The organism is Planctobacterium sp. AWM4_229 (assembly GCF_056160305.1).
On sequence record NZ_JBSWWX010000001.1, the window covers coordinates 614,320 to 630,886 of the forward strand.

At 45.9% G+C, this 16,567-nt stretch carries 10 protein-coding genes; 5 read left to right on the forward strand and 5 right to left on the reverse strand.

All coding sequences use genetic code 11. The annotated features are described in order from the left end of the window. Positions 1-3: 3 nt before the first annotated feature. Positions 4-2,565 carry a glycoside hydrolase family 3 protein gene (locus ACXAGP_RS02700; protein WP_475259361.1) on the forward strand — a complete coding sequence of 854 codons (2,562 nt, stop codon included), beginning with the start codon at positions 4-6 and terminating at the stop codon, positions 2,563-2,565. Positions 2,566-2,569: 4 nt separating this feature from the next. Then, on the forward strand, positions 2,570-3,655 hold the full coding sequence (locus tag ACXAGP_RS02705; RefSeq protein WP_475259362.1) for a glycoside hydrolase family 16 protein: 1,086 nt from the start codon (positions 2,570-2,572) through the stop codon (positions 3,653-3,655). A gap of 1,882 nt (positions 3,656-5,537) precedes the next feature. Here the strand turns inward: ACXAGP_RS02705 and ACXAGP_RS02710 are convergent. From ACXAGP_RS02710 to ACXAGP_RS02720, 3 genes are all read right to left on the reverse strand, one after another. Continuing rightward, entirely contained in the window at positions 5,538-5,753 is a 216-nt protein-coding gene (locus ACXAGP_RS02710) for a type II toxin-antitoxin system RelE/ParE family toxin (protein ID WP_475259363.1), read from the reverse strand. Beyond that, positions 5,747-5,971, reverse strand: a complete 225-nt coding sequence (locus ACXAGP_RS02715) for a type II toxin-antitoxin system ParD family antitoxin (RefSeq protein WP_475259365.1) — start codon at positions 5,969-5,971, stop codon at positions 5,747-5,749. The genes ACXAGP_RS02710 and ACXAGP_RS02715 overlap by 7 nt, the downstream gene beginning before the upstream one ends. A 572-nt stretch (positions 5,972-6,543) precedes the next feature. Continuing rightward, positions 6,544-7,977, reverse strand: coding sequence for an MFS transporter (locus ACXAGP_RS02720; protein ID WP_475259366.1), 1,434 nt, complete (start codon positions 7,975-7,977; stop codon positions 6,544-6,546). 341 nt (positions 7,978-8,318) lie between these two features. Here ACXAGP_RS02720 and ACXAGP_RS02725 point away from each other — a divergent pair, with 341 nt between their 5' ends. Beyond that, a complete protein-coding gene (locus ACXAGP_RS02725) occupies positions 8,319-10,517 on the forward strand; it encodes a glycoside hydrolase family 3 N-terminal domain-containing protein (RefSeq protein ID WP_475259367.1) in 2,199 nt (732 codons plus the stop codon). 44 nt (positions 10,518-10,561) lie between these two features. Beyond that, positions 10,562-12,448, forward strand: a complete 1,887-nt coding sequence (locus ACXAGP_RS02730; protein WP_475259368.1) for a glycoside hydrolase family 3 protein — start codon at positions 10,562-10,564, stop codon at positions 12,446-12,448. A gap of 11 nt (positions 12,449-12,459) precedes the next feature. Here ACXAGP_RS02730 and ACXAGP_RS02735 read toward each other — a convergent pair whose 3' ends face one another. Together ACXAGP_RS02735 and ACXAGP_RS02740 are read right to left on the reverse strand one after the other, a co-directional pair. Next, the gene (locus ACXAGP_RS02735) at positions 12,460-13,290 is read right to left on the reverse strand and encodes a LytR/AlgR family response regulator transcription factor (protein ID WP_475259370.1); all 831 of its coding nucleotides are present in this window, start codon (positions 13,288-13,290) and stop codon (positions 12,460-12,462) included. Between the two features lie 20 nt (positions 13,291-13,310). Next, positions 13,311-14,438 carry a sensor histidine kinase gene (locus ACXAGP_RS02740; RefSeq protein WP_475259372.1) on the reverse strand — a complete coding sequence of 376 codons (1,128 nt, stop codon included), beginning with the start codon at positions 14,436-14,438 and terminating at the stop codon, positions 13,311-13,313. A 238-nt stretch (positions 14,439-14,676) separates the two neighbouring features. Here ACXAGP_RS02740 and ACXAGP_RS02745 point away from each other — a divergent pair, with 238 nt between their 5' ends. Continuing rightward, positions 14,677-16,260, forward strand: coding sequence for a sugar porter family MFS transporter (locus ACXAGP_RS02745; protein ID WP_475259373.1), 1,584 nt, complete (start codon positions 14,677-14,679; stop codon positions 16,258-16,260). The last annotated feature ends 307 nt before the right edge of the window (positions 16,261-16,567 follow it).

Below are 16,567 nucleotides of genomic sequence, written 5' to 3' on the forward strand. Positions count from 1 at the left end.
GATATGAAGCTATTCAATCGACTCAAAAATAGCAGGTCTGCTTTTTACCCACTGCTGTTAAGCAGTGTAATTTTGGGCTGTTCTCCTGCCGACAAACCGTCTGCAACTCACACCGAGGAAGCAAAAGCACAAGACGCCTTGGCAATCTGGCCTGAGCTGAAAATAGAGATACAGCGAGACGAAGAGATAGAGGCCAGAATCAAGCAACTGTTGGCCAGCATGACCCTGGAACAAAAGGTTGCCCAGATTATTCAACCGGAAATTCGGGATATTACCGTTGAAGACATGCGCAAGTATGGTTTCGGCTCTTACCTCAACGGTGGTGGTGGATTCCCCAACAATAACAAACACTCAAGCATTGCCGATTGGGTGACGCTAGCGGAACAAATGTATCAAGCTTCGGTAGACGACAGCTTAGACGGCAGCTCCATTCCAACAATGTGGGGTACCGATGCGGTACACGGCCATAACAATGTTATTGGCGCCACGATTTTTCCACACAATATTGGCCTGGGAGCGGCAAATGATCCAGCGCTTATCAAACGCATTGCCGCAGCAACTTCTATTGAAGTACAGGCGACGGGTATCGATTGGATTTTCGCACCAACCGTGGCAGCTGCTAGAAATGACCGCTGGGGAAGAACCTATGAAAGTTATTCAGAAGATCCTGAAATTATCGGCGCTTATTCAAGAGCCATAGTCGAAGGATTGCAGGGTGATAAAACCCAAGGCTTTTTTGCTGACGACAAGGTCATTTCCACGGTAAAACACTTTATTGGAGATGGCGGTACAGTCGACGGCGATGACCAGGGAAACAACATCGATTCAGAGCAGGAACTGTTTGATATTCACGCTCAGGGCTATGTTCATGGACTCACCGCCGGTTCGCAATCAGTCATGGCCTCTTTTAATAGTTGGCATGGTAAAAAGATCCACGGCAGTGAGTATTTATTAACCCAAGTATTAAAACAAAAAATGGGTTTCGACGGTTTTGTGGTGGGTGACTGGAATGGCCACGGCCAGATACAAGGGTGCACCAATGACAATTGCCCGGCGGCTATCAATGCCGGTCTGGATATCTATATGGTGCCCACTCAAGCCTGGAAACCGCTGTATGAAAACCTGATTAAACAAGTTAAATCTGGCGAGATTTTGCAGTCCCGTCTTGACGATGCTGTTACCCGAGTTTTAAGAGTAAAAGCGAGAGCGGGCATTCTGGATAAACCCTCCCCCGCCAATAGAAAATATGCAGGCAAAGCAGAATTGATTGGTGCTCAGGCACATCGAGATATCGCCAGAGAAGCCGTTAGAAAATCACTGGTGCTATTAAAAAACAACGATCAGCTTTTGCCCCTGGCTCCGACACAAAAAATACTGGTGGCCGGTGATGGCGCCGATAATATCGGTAAACAGTCTGGTGGCTGGAGCATTACCTGGCAAGGCACGGGTAACACTAACGAAGATTTTCCTGCCGGTAGCTCTATCTATCAAGGTATCGAAGCTACCGTGAGTCAGGCCGGAGGCCAGGTAGAACTCGCTGTTGATGGCGAATACCAAGACAAACCCGATGTGGCAATTGTGGTCTTTGGTGAGGAGCCGTATGCAGAGGGCAATGGTGACGTTGACAATGTTGAGTATCAACGCGGCAGTAAGTCGGATCTGGCGCTGCTTAAAAAGCTAAAAGCACAAGATATCCCTGTGGTGTCGCTTTTCATAAGTGGCCGACCTATGTGGGTTAATGCAGAAATCAATCAAAGTGATGCCTTTGTTGCCGTTTGGCTGCCCGGTACCGAAGCACAAGGAATTGCCGACGTGCTATTTACCGATGAACAGGGCGAAGTGCAATATGACTTTGAAGGTCGTTTGTCCTTTTCCTGGCCGGCCTCGCCAGACCAACAAGCAAATCGCCATGATGGCCAGTCGCCACTGTTTGCTTATGGCTATGGTCTGAGTTACAGCGCTGAACAGCAAAACCTGCCGTTACTCAACGAAGAGGTAGAGGAAAACAACAACGAACTACCGGTATTCGCTTTGTATCAAGGCTCCGTGAAGGCACCTTGGGAATTGCTGGCCATCACAGACAATTCTCGCATTGAAATGACATCAAGCGTGCTGGACAGCGCCGAACTAACCATTAAGACGCGAGACCGCAGAATTCAAGAAGACGCCTTGCAGTTAACCTGGCAGGCACCCGCCTCGATGATGATATTCAAGCCCTTCCCTGAAGACTTCTTACGTTATCTTGAAAATGACGCCAGTCTGTTTTTCGACGTTAATATCCAGAGTTTAGGCTCATCAGTGGCATTAAACATGATTTGCATGGACCCGTGTGACAATAACCTGGACTTAAGCCCTTCTCTTAGCCAGCTTACTGAGAATAAGTGGCATACCCTGCAAGTGCCGCTTAGCTGTTTAAAACAACGTGGTGTTAACTTCAGTAAATTGATGGCGCCGTTTGAGCTGAGTTCCTCCACAGGAACGCAAATGCTGGTTTCGGATATTGTGATTGCACGAACTGAAGATTACCAATCCGGACAAATCCCCCAAATATGTGATGGAGAATAAAACTATGCCATTAAATCTTTCCCACAAAGGTTACAGCGCATTGAGTAAGTTAGCGGTAGCGTCACTAGCAGTATGCTCATTTGCAACAGTAGCAAATGAACTAGGCAAATCCGCTGAATCCCAAGCCAGTGAAAAAATAAACTGGAGAGACAAAGGCTGGCAGTTAGTCTGGCAAGACGAGTTCAACGATGACAAGCTGGATAGAAGCAAATGGAATGTAGTGGTGAATTGCTGGGGCGGCGGCAATGACGAGCAGCAGTGTTATGTGGACAAACCGAGTAATTTCGAATTCGAAAATGGTAAATTACATATCGTAGCCCGTAAAGAGGAACACACCGGGCCTGCGGAGCGAGAACGCTCCCCCAATTACGATCCCAACATTACCAAAACCCTGCCCTACACTTCTGGTCGCATCCGCACTAATAACAAAGGCGATTGGAAATACGGCCGCTTTGAAGCCAGAATGAAGCTTCCTTATGGGCAAGGTACGTGGCCAGCTTTCTGGATGTTACCTACAGATGAAGATTATGGTGGTTGGGCTGCCTCCGGCGAAATTGATATTATGGAGGCGGTAAACATAGGTGCCAAAACCGACGCTAACGGCAAACTCAGTGACGCGCCAGAAACCCGCATCCACGGTACCTTACACTATGGCGCAGCCTGGCCAAACAATGTCTACACAGGTACGGCCTATAAACCACCTGGCGGCTTCAGCCCGGCAACGGGTTATCACACTTATGCGGTGGAATGGGAAGAAGGCGAAATTCGCTGGTACATGGATGACGTACATTACGCCACGCAAACCGCTGAAGGCTGGTATTCAGAATACACCGATGAAGCCGGAAACAAAGTACGCCGGCCGCAACCCGCTCCTTTTGATAAGCGGTATCACTTGATCTTCAACAACGCCGTTGGTGGCGCCTGGGCATCAAACGTCAATGAAAAAGGCATCGATGCAGAGATCTTTCCGCAGCGCTTAAGCATCGATTATGTCAGGGTATACCAGTGCAGCAAGGATCCTGAAACCGGTAAAGGCTGCGCCTCCATCAGTAAAGGCGCTAAACTAGTCAAGCCCGGTGATGGCCACTAGCATTGACTATCTCATCAGCAGTGTATGCATCCGCCATGCACTGCTGACAGGTTTTCAATCTCCTTTCAATTTGTTGAAGTGAAATAATTTACAAATGCAATGTAGGTCGAACTTGAGCGCCATGGATTGCGTGAATGTCTTTTTTGCAGGGAGCAAAAGAAGACCTGTTCGACGAGGTTGTTGATTTCACCACAGTTGTCCGACCGGCCGTTTAAATGTTCTCGACATATACGGCATTCATCGAACAACATTCAGACTTGTGCGAAACATTAAACTTTAGTGTTCTGATGTGTTTTCTTCTTAGGGGCGCTCCCCTAAAACCCCCTTCTGCCCAAGGCGCGAGAAAGCATAAGACCTGTGGGTCGAATTTTAGCGCTGATGTCCGACTGGCCGTTTAAATGCTCCCGACATATATGGCATTCACCGAACAACATTCTGACTTGTGCGAAACACTAAACTTTAGTGTTCTGATATGTTTTCTTCTTAGGGGCGCTCCCCTAAAACCCCCTTCTGCCCAAGGCGCGAGAAAGCATAAGCCTCATTCGCAGAACCTGAAGTCCGTCAATGATGGCACATCCCTGTGCCAGCATTGACTTGGGCAACGTCCCTGTTGCCAATCTTCAGGTTTGATCTGCTCTTTCAGCTTATCTCGCGAATGGGCAAAATACCCATGGACTTCGAACTAAGCAACAGAGAGGTATTTAGCGAATCTTCCCTCACAGATGCTTCGACCTGTCATTCTCAAGCCCAAGGATATTAATAGTCTGGCACTGATAGCTTTATTGTTTAAGATTGCAGACTGCCACTTTGCGCTAGCTCAATGACTATAACTTTTAAATAAACGTCGAATGACATTTGGCTATACTAAGCGAAGCATGAGCGCAGCCAAATGTTAGGAGTCCGATTGATTTTGTTGTTAGGTGCGTTACCACAACAGAACACCTGTAATTGGCATTATGACTGCCGCAAGTATAAAGAAACTGATACAAAAAGCGATTACATAAACAACACGCTGCAACCAGTGATCAATGCTGTTCACTTCTGGAAAGTAGTTTTGAATTACAAAGGAACCACTAAACATTGCCAGCGATAAAAGAGTGCAGAAAACGACTGTTACAGGATCAAATTGATAGTTATAAAAGATATCTTGTAACAGCGCTATCAATGATAACCCTTCTACTACCACCCTATACAGAACTGACGCCAATAAAAAAATAGGAATTGCAAATAGATAAAATAGTGGCTCCTTTAGTTTGTATCTACGCATAGCACCTAACAATTTAATAGTGCGCAAATTGCGCGTTTTTCTACTTTAACTTGGGTCGATTATATACTTTGTACCAGTGATAACAAATTTATCCAAGAGAGGCCGCTAATGAAGGATAGATAATTCTCAATATCTGGTCGGAGGACAGAAACAACCCATTGGGTCGTTTTTCTGAATATGGGAGCAAACGCTTGTTTGAGTTGGTCAAATACAAAACTTTTGATGACCGCTAATGGCACAAAGCTGCCCCTTAACACTCGCCAATCAAACATTCGCAAAACGATAGATATTGACGATCACTTCAGTCGAATTTCATGAAGTTTTAATATGGTTATAACCAAGCCCCGGAAGGTAAAAAATGGTGGCTACAGATATTTGCTATCAAACTCTTCAGCGAGTTTTGAAAGTCGTTTGTCTAAGGTCCACAATTATGTGTTTTTTGACAATAGAACTAAAGGGTCAGGTTCCCTGAAAATAATCGCTTCAGCATTTACCTTTTAATATCGTTAGCCAAACAACTCAGTTTGAAAAATGCATGGCGTATTTCATTTGTTGGTGAAGTACCCTGACAACCAAAATGTTATCGTTGATTTTTTTGTAGAAGACCATGTGCTTTTACACTGAAAACTGAAAATAATTTGCTCTGATGTCCGCAGCTGACGTGCCCAAATTTGGCGATTCGGATAGCATAGACAGGGCTTCATGAAGGGCGACAAGATAGGCCTCAGCTTGGATGTCATTGTGGGTATTGGCGCTGTATTCGTAATTACCAGCGATATCTTCCTCTGCTTTGTTTGAGAGAATATAGTGACTCATATTGCGGTTTAGCACTCAATTCTTTTTTCTTTAAGAATATCCAAAACATTCTTTGAGCTTTCGTCGCTTAGCTCCCCTTCAATCAAAGCAAGATTGATGGCTTCTCGCTCACTCTGATTGCGACGCACCAGATCGCGGATATAGTCACTGGCATTGGCAAACTTTCCAGACTTAACTTGCTCATCAATCCACTTACGCATTTCCTCTCGCAGCGACACATTCAACGAGACCATTTGTAACTCCCAACAATGAGTCTTTGTCAAACATGATGGCAGATAATGGCAAAGGTAGCCATTATCTAGATTTAGAATTTTATTAGTTATATCCGTCTAAAATAATCAATTTAATTACCCCCTCCCCCACCGTTAGTTCGAAGCACCGGTATTTCTTGGCCCTTACGCGAGATAAGCTGAAAGAGCAGATCAAACCAGAAGATTGGCAGCATGGACGCTGCCCAAGTCAATGCTGTAGGTTCGACTTCAGTCGGACACCAATGTTGAAGTTAACATCGTTGTCGAACTAAAGTTCGACCTACAGGATTATGTTTTCTCGCGTCCGGGCCAAAAGGGGGTTGAAGGGGATCTCCCCTTCGAAGAAAAAAGATTAGAGTGACGGGATTTAATTGCCCTACGATTCTAAAATGAAGAAGCATTCCAAGAATGATATACAGTACGAATCAAACCTAAACTGATGGAATTACCCCTTAACAACATAAAGATGATGATTGAAGAAATTTATAACTGAGAGATGATGCGACAACCGGGGCAAACGGCGTTGCCCCGACTAAATGAATAGATATTACGAGTTAAACCTTCACACCTCTGCGGGCTTCCAGCTCTTCTCTGATCTGGTGTGCCTTCTCTTCCGTGATGGGATATAAATACACCATAAATATCGCGATTATAGAAAAAATCATAGGCAAGAATGCGTCAAAGAAACGCATCCAGAACAGTGCCTGTTCCGTTTGGGCATTGCCCAGTTCAACGTCAAAACCACTGCCGGTGAGCAATACCCCGCCCATGGCCAAAGCAGCTGCCATACCAAGCTTCACCACCCACCAGAAAATTGAGCCAAACATGCCTTCGCGACGCTCGCCTCTTTCCAGTTCATCCATGTCACAAACATCAGCAATCATGGAGCCCATCAATGCAAATAGCGGTCCCAATCCAAAGGCCAACAGCGGCATGGGCACCAGTAACAGCCATGGTATATCAGGGTTGTAACAAAACCACTTCAGTCCATAGCCTACGGCAGAAATGCCAATGGCCCAGAAGAACGCCCGACGTTTGCCTATTTTTGTCGCCAACCAACTGGTAATGGCGATAGAAAAGAAGGTTGCTGCAGCCGATAATGTACCGGCGTAGCCGGTGTATTCAGAGCCTAATGCCTGATCACCACCAAAAACGTAATAGATAATCACATAGGCCTGAAAGTTTGACACCATCATAAAGCCATTAAACACCAGAAATGTCGCCGCGCACAAACACAGGAAGGGTTTAAACTTAACAGTGGCAAGGAAGCCGGTGAAAAAGTCCTTGATGCCCATCGACTTGGACTCTTGAGGAGTTAACCCCACAGGCGCAGTAATCTTTTCCTTTAAGAATATCGCCGGCAAGATCCCCACAAAAATCGCAAATGCCCCCACTATCATGGCGAGGCTGCTGGCTCCCTCCATAATATTGTCAAACCAAGCGTCGTTTTGCATAAACCACAAAACCCAGGGCGTCACCATGTACACCGAGTAGCCCATAAAGCTTTGCACCCCCATTAATCGGGTACGTTCGTGGTAGTCAGGTGTTAATTCATAGCCCAAAGCGACCCAAGGCGTGGCAAAAATAGTATAGGCAAGGTAGAAAACGATGGAGCCCGCTAAAAATACCCAAAAATAATAATCTTCTGATTCGCCCTCAGGCAACAACTGCCAGAGTACAGCAAACACGATCCCCACCAATATGGCGCCAACAAAAATGTATGGCCGTCTCCTGCCCCAACGAGATTTAGTATTGTCTGAAATGTAACCCATAAGCGGATCTGTCAAGGCATCCAATAATCTCGGTAATGCCCCCAATAACCCGGCAAGCGTTGGGCTCATTCCCAAGCCAAGGTTCAAAACGATCATCATGCGTCCCATAGCATCAGCAAGCGCGTTATTCACCAGCGCTCCAAATCCATATATTATTTTTTTGTGCAACGGGATCTTGTCTTGTTCCGCCGTTTCATAGTGTATTTGTTCTGACATCTATTTTCTCTTGTGTGTGCCTGTTTGCCGTAGATAACATTAATAGTTACAAAGGTTAATACAATGTAAAAACGATAAGACGCTCCCATTGTAGGGGTAAGATGGTCATAAGTACCCCATCGCATGGCGTATCCCCTATCGCAATCTCCCCATCGAAGATCAGGCCCTGGCTGCAAATTTCTTGATTTCTATTTCCCTATGAACTTGTGACAGGTCCATTTGGTCTTTTTTACATAGAAAGTTAGCGCTCTTTCGATAATGTAATTATTCGCACAGTAACAATGCCCCTTATTACGGCGGCGACAAAAATAAAATCATCAACATAGATGCTCAAAGACTCAATGCAAACTAACAGCAATACAACAGAAGAGATTAAACAACGAGTAGAAAGCCTGCTCGGCCAAATGACCCTTGAGGAAAAAGTCGGTCAATTGAATCAATTATCAGGCGCTGAAGGGCATATCCCCGAGCATTTAAGGGTGGCCATTCAACAAGGTCAGGCAGGCTCTGTAATTAATGAAAATCACCCGGAAACGGTTAATCAACTACAGCAAATTGCTATCAATGAAAGTCGACTGGGTATTCCGTTATTAATTGGACGGGATGTCATCCATGGTTTTAAAACCATTTTCCCTATTCCATTAGGCCAGGCAGCAAGCTGGTCGCCGGAGGTTGTCAAAAAAGGCGCACAGATTGCAGCAACTGAGGCTAAGGTCACGGGCATCAACTGGACCTTTGCCCCTATGATAGATATAAGCAGAGATCCCCGCTGGGGACGCATTGCCGAGAGCCTGGGAGAAGATCCCTACTTGTGCGCCGAACTCGGAAAAGCAATGGTTTCAGGGTTCCAGGGCGATGACTTTAGCCAACCTTTTGCTATTGCGGCATGTGCCAAACACTTCTGCGGTTATGGCGCAGCAGAAAGTGGACGTGACTATTGCACCACCAACATCCCAGAAAATGAGTTGCGCAACGTTTACCTGGAGCCTTTTAAAGCGGCCTCAGAGGCCAACGTGGCCACAATAATGACTTCTTTTAGTGATCTGGATGGTATTCCTGCATCGGGGAATCGCTGGTTGCTGGATGATGTTTTGCAGCAAGAATGGGCATTTCAGGGATTTGTAGTCAGTGACTGGGAGTCCATTTCGCAACTCACCATACACGGGCTTTGTGAGAACAGTTATGCCTGCGCTGAAACCGCATTCGACGCGGGTGTTGCGATGGAGATGGTCAGCACAACCTATCGCGATCACCTGGCAAACATAGTTGCCGATTCCAAAGCCCACCAAGATAAACTAGATGACATGGTGCGCCGCATATTAACCCTGAAGTTTCGCCTGGGTCTGTTTGACAATGCCCCTATCCAGGCGCATGCCTATCCCCAAGAGCTACCACAAGCACATCTCGATGCAGCCAAAGATGCCGCCATGCAGAGCTGTGTTTTACTCAAAAACGACAATAAAACCTTACCTCTGTGTGCAGAGCAAACCAATAGGTTAACCGTGATTGGCCCTCTTGCCGACGATGGTTATGAGCAGTTAGGTACATGGATCTTCGATGGCGAAGAGAAGCATTCCACAACGGTTTTGCAAGGAATAAACAGCACCTATGAAGGCACAGTCCATTATCATCGTGCCATGGATACCTCCCGCAGCCACCAGATAAATGAACTGGAAAATATTAAACGGGATATCAGCCAAAGTGATGCCGTGATTTTGGTTTTGGGTGAAGAAGCGATTCTGTCAGGTGAGGCCCATTGCCGTGCCGAACTGAATTTACCCGGTTGCCAGGAAGAGCTTATCAAGGAACTTGCCAGTTGTGGTAAGCCATTAATTCTGGTGATTCTGGCAGGACGCCCGCTGACGCTTGGTTCGGTTATTCCTGATGCAGGCGCGCTGTTATTCTGTTGGCATCCCGGCACTATGGCTGGGCCAGCGATTGCGGACCTACTGTTCGGTAAAGCCAACCCTAGTGGCAAACTGCCCGTTACCTTCCCCCGCAAGGTAGGTCAGATCCCTATTTATTACAGTCAAAAAACCTCCGGCAAACCAGTGACCGATGACAATTTTGTGCACCTCGATGACATCCCGGTAAGAGCACCACAAACCTCGCTTGGTATGGCCGCATCGCACCTGGACACCCACTTTACGCCGCAATTTCCGTTCGGTTTTGGGTTGTCCTACAGTCAGTTTAATTACCACAGCATGAGTCTTTCTGATTCGGAACTTATTGCTGGAAAAACACTCGAAGCTAGGGTGCAAATACACAACGATAGTGATGTTTCTGGCTTTGAAATCGTACAGCTTTACATTCAGGATTTATTTGGCAGCATTACCCGCCCGCCAAAAGAATTGAAAGGTTTTCAAAAAGTGTATTTTGCTGCGGGTGAGAGTAAAACTATCAGCTTCGTCATCGACCATGACATGCTGGCATTTTATGGCAAAGATAAACTAAAACGCGCAGAACCAGGGGAATTTAAAGTGTGGATCGGTGCGAATTCCGCAGATGGCGCTGAAGCCAGTTTCAGGCTGATTTCCTGATTATTTGACTGGATGTCCCATTATAAACCCATGATGACAACACCATGACAACAAAGCCAATTACTGACAGGGTGAAGAACAAAGCCGCGGAGATTCTTTCGAGAATGAGTCTTGCGCAAAAAATTGGCCAGATGACGCAAGCCGACAGAATGACCTGCACGCCCGATGACGTCTATCAGTACAGTTTAGGCTCGGTTCTCAGTAGTGCTGGTTCCTGCCCGGAAAATAACTCTCCTGCAGGTTGGCTGGCCATGTGTGACAGCTATTGGAGTGCATCAATGCAACCGCGGGGAGACTTGCCGCGGATCCCGATAATCTACGGTGTAGATGCGATTCATGGCCATAACAACGCACTCGGCGCAACACTCTTTCCCCATAGCATTGGCATGGGTTGCACGCGCAATCCTGACCTCATTAAATCCATACACACAGTCACTCGTCATGAGGTGCAGTCCTGCGGCGTTGATTGGGTGTTTGGTCCCAACCTTGCGGTGGCCAATAATCTGCATTGGGGCAGAACCTACGAAAGTTTTTCCCAGGATTCTGAATTAGTCAGCTTGTTTGGCCAATATGCCACTGAAGGCTTACAGAATAGCTTTCACATGGACTCAGTAATTGCATGTGGCAAGCATTGGCTTGGCGATGGTGGTACTGCGGGAGGTATTGACCAGGGGGATACCCGGATGTCACTACAAGAACTGCAGCAAAACCATGCGGCTCCTTACGCCGCCGCGATTGATTCAGGCCTTCTCACTATCATGGCTTCTTTCAGCAGCTGGAATGGCTTTAAGTGCCATGCCCATCAATTCCTGCTGACGGAGTTACTCAAAAACCAAATGGGCTTTGATGGCTTTGTGGTATCCGACATGCAAGGCATTGAATACGTTAACGATGATTTTTACCTGGCAATAGGTGAATGTGTTAATGCCGGTATTGATATGTTTATGGTGCCTGAAAACTGGACGTTATTTCTGGAGCACTTACGCAATCACGTGGAGATGGGTACGGTTCCACTTAGCAGAATAAACGATGCGGTAATGCGCATTTTGTGTGTCAAACTTGCTGCCGGCATTTTTGATAAACCCAGTCCCCAAAACCGTCTTTGGGCAGCTAACAAACATTTTGCCGCCCCAGAGCACAAAGAACTGGCCAGACAGGCGGTACAAGAGTCTCTGGTTCTGCTGAAAAATGAACACAATGCTTTGCCGCTGCACAAAGAAGCCAACATCCTGGTTTGCGGTAAAAATGCCCATAACCTGGGGCATCAATGTGGGGGTTTTACCTTGAACTGGCAGGGCGTGTCGGGTAACGATGAAATCGTCGGGGATTCCATTTGGGACGGGATAAATCACTATTGCAGCAACGCGGTATTAGATAAAGCGACTACAAGTACGATTCCCGATACTGAAGTGAGCCTGGACACAAGTCTATTTGATATTGCCATTGTGGTTATCGGCGAAACCCCCTACGCGGAAGGTATGGGCGACATTGGAATTTCAGAGCAAGACATCACCAACATGGGCAATCAGATAAACGGCTTTATCAATGTGCGGGAAAGTAACGGTACAAGCCTTGATATAGCAGAGCTCTACCCCGATGACGTCGCTTTAATCGACTACCTGCACTCCCGCAATATTCCCATAGTCACTGTTTTGGTATCAGGTAGACCCATGGTAGCCAGTGAGGTAATCGCCAAATCTGACGCTTTTGTTGCCGCCTGGCTGCCAGGCTCAGAGGGTAAAGGAGTGGCGGATGTTTTATTTGGCGATTTTGATTTCACTGGCAAGCTGTCATTCTCTTGGCCCGACCTTAGAAGTGCCAATAAGCCATCGCAAGAAGTTGCCAAAGAGGAAGCGCTATATGAAACCGCATTCCCATTAGGCTATGGACTTAATTACCGGAATACATTAACAGACAAAAAAGCGATGTAATGAAATCGCTATTATTCAGCCAAAAAAGCTTTAATGACATCGCGATAATTACGACTCACCTTAATGCGATCCATATCACCTAGCTCCAGGAAAAACTCCCCTTTGGTGTGAGGGATAACCTTTTCAATAAAATCCAGATTAACGATGGTAGAACGATGCACCCGTTTGAAACGCATCGGGTCCAAATCGTCCAACAAGTTTTTAAGTGTGGTGCGCTTGATATGCGTATCTCCCTCAGCATGCAAGCAACAATAATCACCAGCGGCATCTACCCAGGCAATCGTCTCTTGTTTTAACAATGTGATCTCATCTCTTTCCTTGATGACAATTTTTTTATCTTTATTGCTAACCTGGGGAGTGGCAGCTGAGGTTGAACCTTCGGCCGTTGCAGCACCCGATTCGTGTTCTTCAATCTCATCCAGGGCACTAATAATGTTAGTTTTAATGGCGGGTCGAGGTTGCTCCTCGGTATCATTCTTTAATCTTTCCTGCGCTCTGCTAACCGCCAACTCAATTCTTTCCTGGTCAATCGGTTTCAGCACATAATCAACCGCGTGTACTTCAAAAGCATCAATCGCATATTGCTCATATGCGGTGGTGAATATGATCAGTGGGATGATATCCGACTGCAATTTCTTAATGACATCAAAGCCATTGAGTCCGGGCATCTGAATATCCATAAAGACCAGGTCAGGATTAAGTTCCGTTATTTTACCAATGGCCTCTCTGCCGTTTTGACACTCAGCGACAATATCTACGTTGCCTAACTTCCCTAGCTTGGAGCGTAAAATACTCAACGCTAAAGGTTCGTCATCTACAATTATACTTCTTATTTTGCTCATTCAACTTTTTAGCCTGTTCATCAGGCAGCCTTTTCAAAAGGAATTACAATGGTAGTTCGAAGCCCACCGGATGGGTCAATACTAACATTGAAGCTATACAATCCACCATAGAGTGTTTTTAATCGTTCTCCGGTATTGCGAAGTCCGACGCCTCTTCCGGTAACGCTCTGCATTTTGGTTTTGGCAATCTTGGTACCACTGCCCGTATCATACAACTCTAACTTGAGTGAATCCTCATAAATGCCCGCCTTGAAACCGATTAATCCCCCCGACTCGCTCTTTGCAATCGCGTGTTTCATGGAGTTCTCAATGATGGGTTGCACAAGCAAGCTGGGCACCAAAGCTTGCAAGGCATCGTCGTCAATATCAAATGCCAGAGCAAGTCTGTCGCCAAAACGGGTTTTCTCAATATCAAGATACAGATTAATAGCTCTCAATTCGTGCTCCAGAGCAATCTTAGTATCTGGGTTATTATCTAAAGAATAGCGCAAAAACTTGCTTAATTTCACTGTCATTTGTTGCGCTTGCTCTGTCATCTCTGCTTCCACTAAGGCATTGATAGCATTTAAGGTATTGCACAAAAAATGGGGGTTGAGTTGATAACGCAACATTTTTAGTTGCGCATCACGAGCGATGGCCTGAGCATTAATACGTTGCAGTTGGGCATCACGAGCTTTCGCTTCAGCGTCTAGCATAACCCTGTGCTCAGCTTCGAGCAGTTTGTAATAACGAATACCGTGAAACATGCCTGCCCAGCACAAGAAGATAAATACGCTACCAAAATACCAACCACCGAAGTCAGCCCATATATTGATTTCATCGGTTAACCACAGGAAAGCCTGTATGCGACCTGCCGTCCACACAAATGCGGCAACCAATACCAGAAAAAAACCCAGTAACAGGCGAATGAAAATTCTTTTTTGCCATATCGCCTTAAAAGCGACATAAAGCACTTGGGTCAATAAAAAGCCAAAAACTGCCTGCGCGGTTGTGTGCAGTATGTAGTGCCATTCAAACTGTTCATACCAGACAGTGAGCGAAAAAAAGCTAACCAGGCTCACTAAAATCCAGAAGCCAATCTGCCAAAGCCAAAACAAATAACGGGTGTCTTGCTCCATCCTACGTTTAACACGCTCGAGATACTTCACCCCATCTCACTCCCTTATATTTCACATCTCTCCAAGACAACCTAGTCTTATATTTAACAATACACAAGCCGAATGAGTATAAATTAACGCGATGATTCCACTACACCTTGCACTGACCCCCTTCCATCTCATTTTGACAGACGGTCGGAAATAGACTGTTATAAAGAGTTTAAATCAAAAACCCAATTCCGTAGTGTCATACAGTACATGACATTACTTGCAAGCACAGAACACAACTATGACAAATAAAGCTCACACAGTACAAACCGCACAAATTGCACTTATCGTTGCATTGGGCGGTTTTTTAATGGGATTTGATGCTTCGGTAATTTCCGGAGTGGTAAAATTTATAGAGGCCGAGTTTGCGCTGACTAAAATACAGTTGGGTTGGGCCGTTGCCTCACTCACGCTCACCGCGACACTGGGTATGATGGTCTCGGGCCCGTTGAGTGATAAATTTGGTCGCAAACCCGTTTTGAAAGCCGCAGCTCTGTTGTTTTTTGTGTCTGCTTTAGGCTCAGCATTCGCACCAGACTATACCACACTGGTTGTAGCCCGAATGGTGGGTGGTCTTGGCGTTGGTGCAGCCCTAATTATTGCTCCAATGTATATTGCAGAAGTCTCCCCTGCTCACCTTCGAGGTCGCCTGGTTTCAATGAACCAATTGAATATCGTGGTTGGTATCTCAGTGGCTTTTTTCAGTAACTATTTAATTCTCAAATTAGGTGGTTCAGAGGCAAGCTGGGTTGCCGCATTAGGCCTTGAAAAATGGCAGTGGCGCTGGATGTTAGGCATCGAGGCTTTGCCAGCATTGCTGTATTTCATTTTTCTTTTCAGGGTACCGGAAAGCCCAAGATGGTTAGTGGCACAAGGACGCCAGAGTGAAGCTAAACAAACACTAAACCGCATTAACAGTGAACAAGGCGCAGAGAAAGAGCTACAGCAAATTGAGGAACACCTTAAAAAGGACGAAAAGGAAAGCAATGTCTCACTCGTTGAAAAACTTAAAAACTTATTTCATCCACGCTTGCGCTTTGTGCTTTTTATTGGCCTGAGTGTTTCTGTCATTCAACAATTAACCGGTATCAATGCTGTGTTCTTTTATGCCCCGATGATCTTTGAACAATCCGGCATTGGCACCGACGCGTCGTTTTTGCAAGCTATCGCTGTGGGATTAACCAACCTGATTTTCACCTTTGTGGCTATTTATCTCATTGATAAAGTCGGCCGTAAACTTCTACTTGTGGTGGGCTTGGCCGGTATTGCCATCTCCATGTTTAGTCTGTCCCACGGTTTTGGCTCCGCGACCTACCAAATTACGTCCGAAACATATCAGACGTTGCCTAAAGAAATTAAAATACCAGAGATTCAAGCCCTTCAAGGTGAAGTCTTTGACAACGATTTGGCATTCAAATCGAAACTGCGGGAAACCCTGGGCGAAGCTCTTTTCATTCAATACGAATCAGCTCTGTTAACCGCGGCTATTACCATGAATAAAAACCAGATATTGTTTAGCATTATCGGCTTTGTGGCCTGCTTCGCGTTTTCGCTGGGGCCGATTATGTGGGTATTGTTTTCAGAGTTATTCCCCAATTATATTCGTGGTGTGGCCATTTCCTTCGTGGGCCTTGTAAATTCTGGGGTGAGCTTTGGTGTCCAGCTTATCTTCCCTTGGGAGCTGGCAAACCTTGGCAATGCAATGACCTTCTTACTCTACGGTATCGTTGCAGTTATTGGGTTGGCTATCATTATGAAATGGTTACCGGAAACCAAAGGCTTGTCACTGGAAGAGCTGGAAGATCACCTTGTGAATAACCGTTGATGGGGTTGTAAAAGAAAACGCTAAAACTAAAAAAGGTGACATTGAGAGCGTGTTAATCTTTGCTATACGAGATTTGTTCTATATATAAGCGCTTTAATCGCGGAACAGTCCTACAGGCCTAGTGGTGCTAAGTCAAAGGGCTGTGACAAAGAGTAAAGCGCTTATATGACGAACCCTCCGGGCAGCGCCTGTGTGCAATTTATACTGTGTTGAATGCTTTTGATTTAGAACCACTAGACCTTCAAGCATTCGCCTTGTCTAAATTGCACACAGCCAGCTGCAAAATTGCATAGCAAAGATCAACACG

Coding starts and splice junctions, on each gene's coding strand:
- ACXAGP_RS02720 (WP_475259366.1), bottom strand. CDS start 7,977: ATGTCAGAACAAATACACTATGAAACGGCGGAACAAGACAAGATCCCG.
- ACXAGP_RS02715 (WP_475259365.1), bottom strand. CDS start 5,971: ATGGTCTCGTTGAATGTGTCGCTGCGAGAGGAAATGCGTAAGTGGATT.
- ACXAGP_RS02735 (WP_475259370.1), bottom strand. CDS start 13,290: ATGAGCAAAATAAGAAGTATAATTGTAGATGACGAACCTTTAGCGTTG.
- ACXAGP_RS02745 (WP_475259373.1), top strand. CDS start 14,677: ATGACAAATAAAGCTCACACAGTACAAACCGCACAAATTGCACTTATC.
- ACXAGP_RS02725 (WP_475259367.1), top strand. CDS start 8,319: ATGCAAACTAACAGCAATACAACAGAAGAGATTAAACAACGAGTAGAA.
- ACXAGP_RS02700 (WP_475259361.1), top strand. CDS start 4: ATGAAGCTATTCAATCGACTCAAAAATAGCAGGTCTGCTTTTTACCCA.
- ACXAGP_RS02705 (WP_475259362.1), top strand. CDS start 2,570: ATGCCATTAAATCTTTCCCACAAAGGTTACAGCGCATTGAGTAAGTTA.
- ACXAGP_RS02730 (WP_475259368.1), top strand. CDS start 10,562: ATGACAACAAAGCCAATTACTGACAGGGTGAAGAACAAAGCCGCGGAG.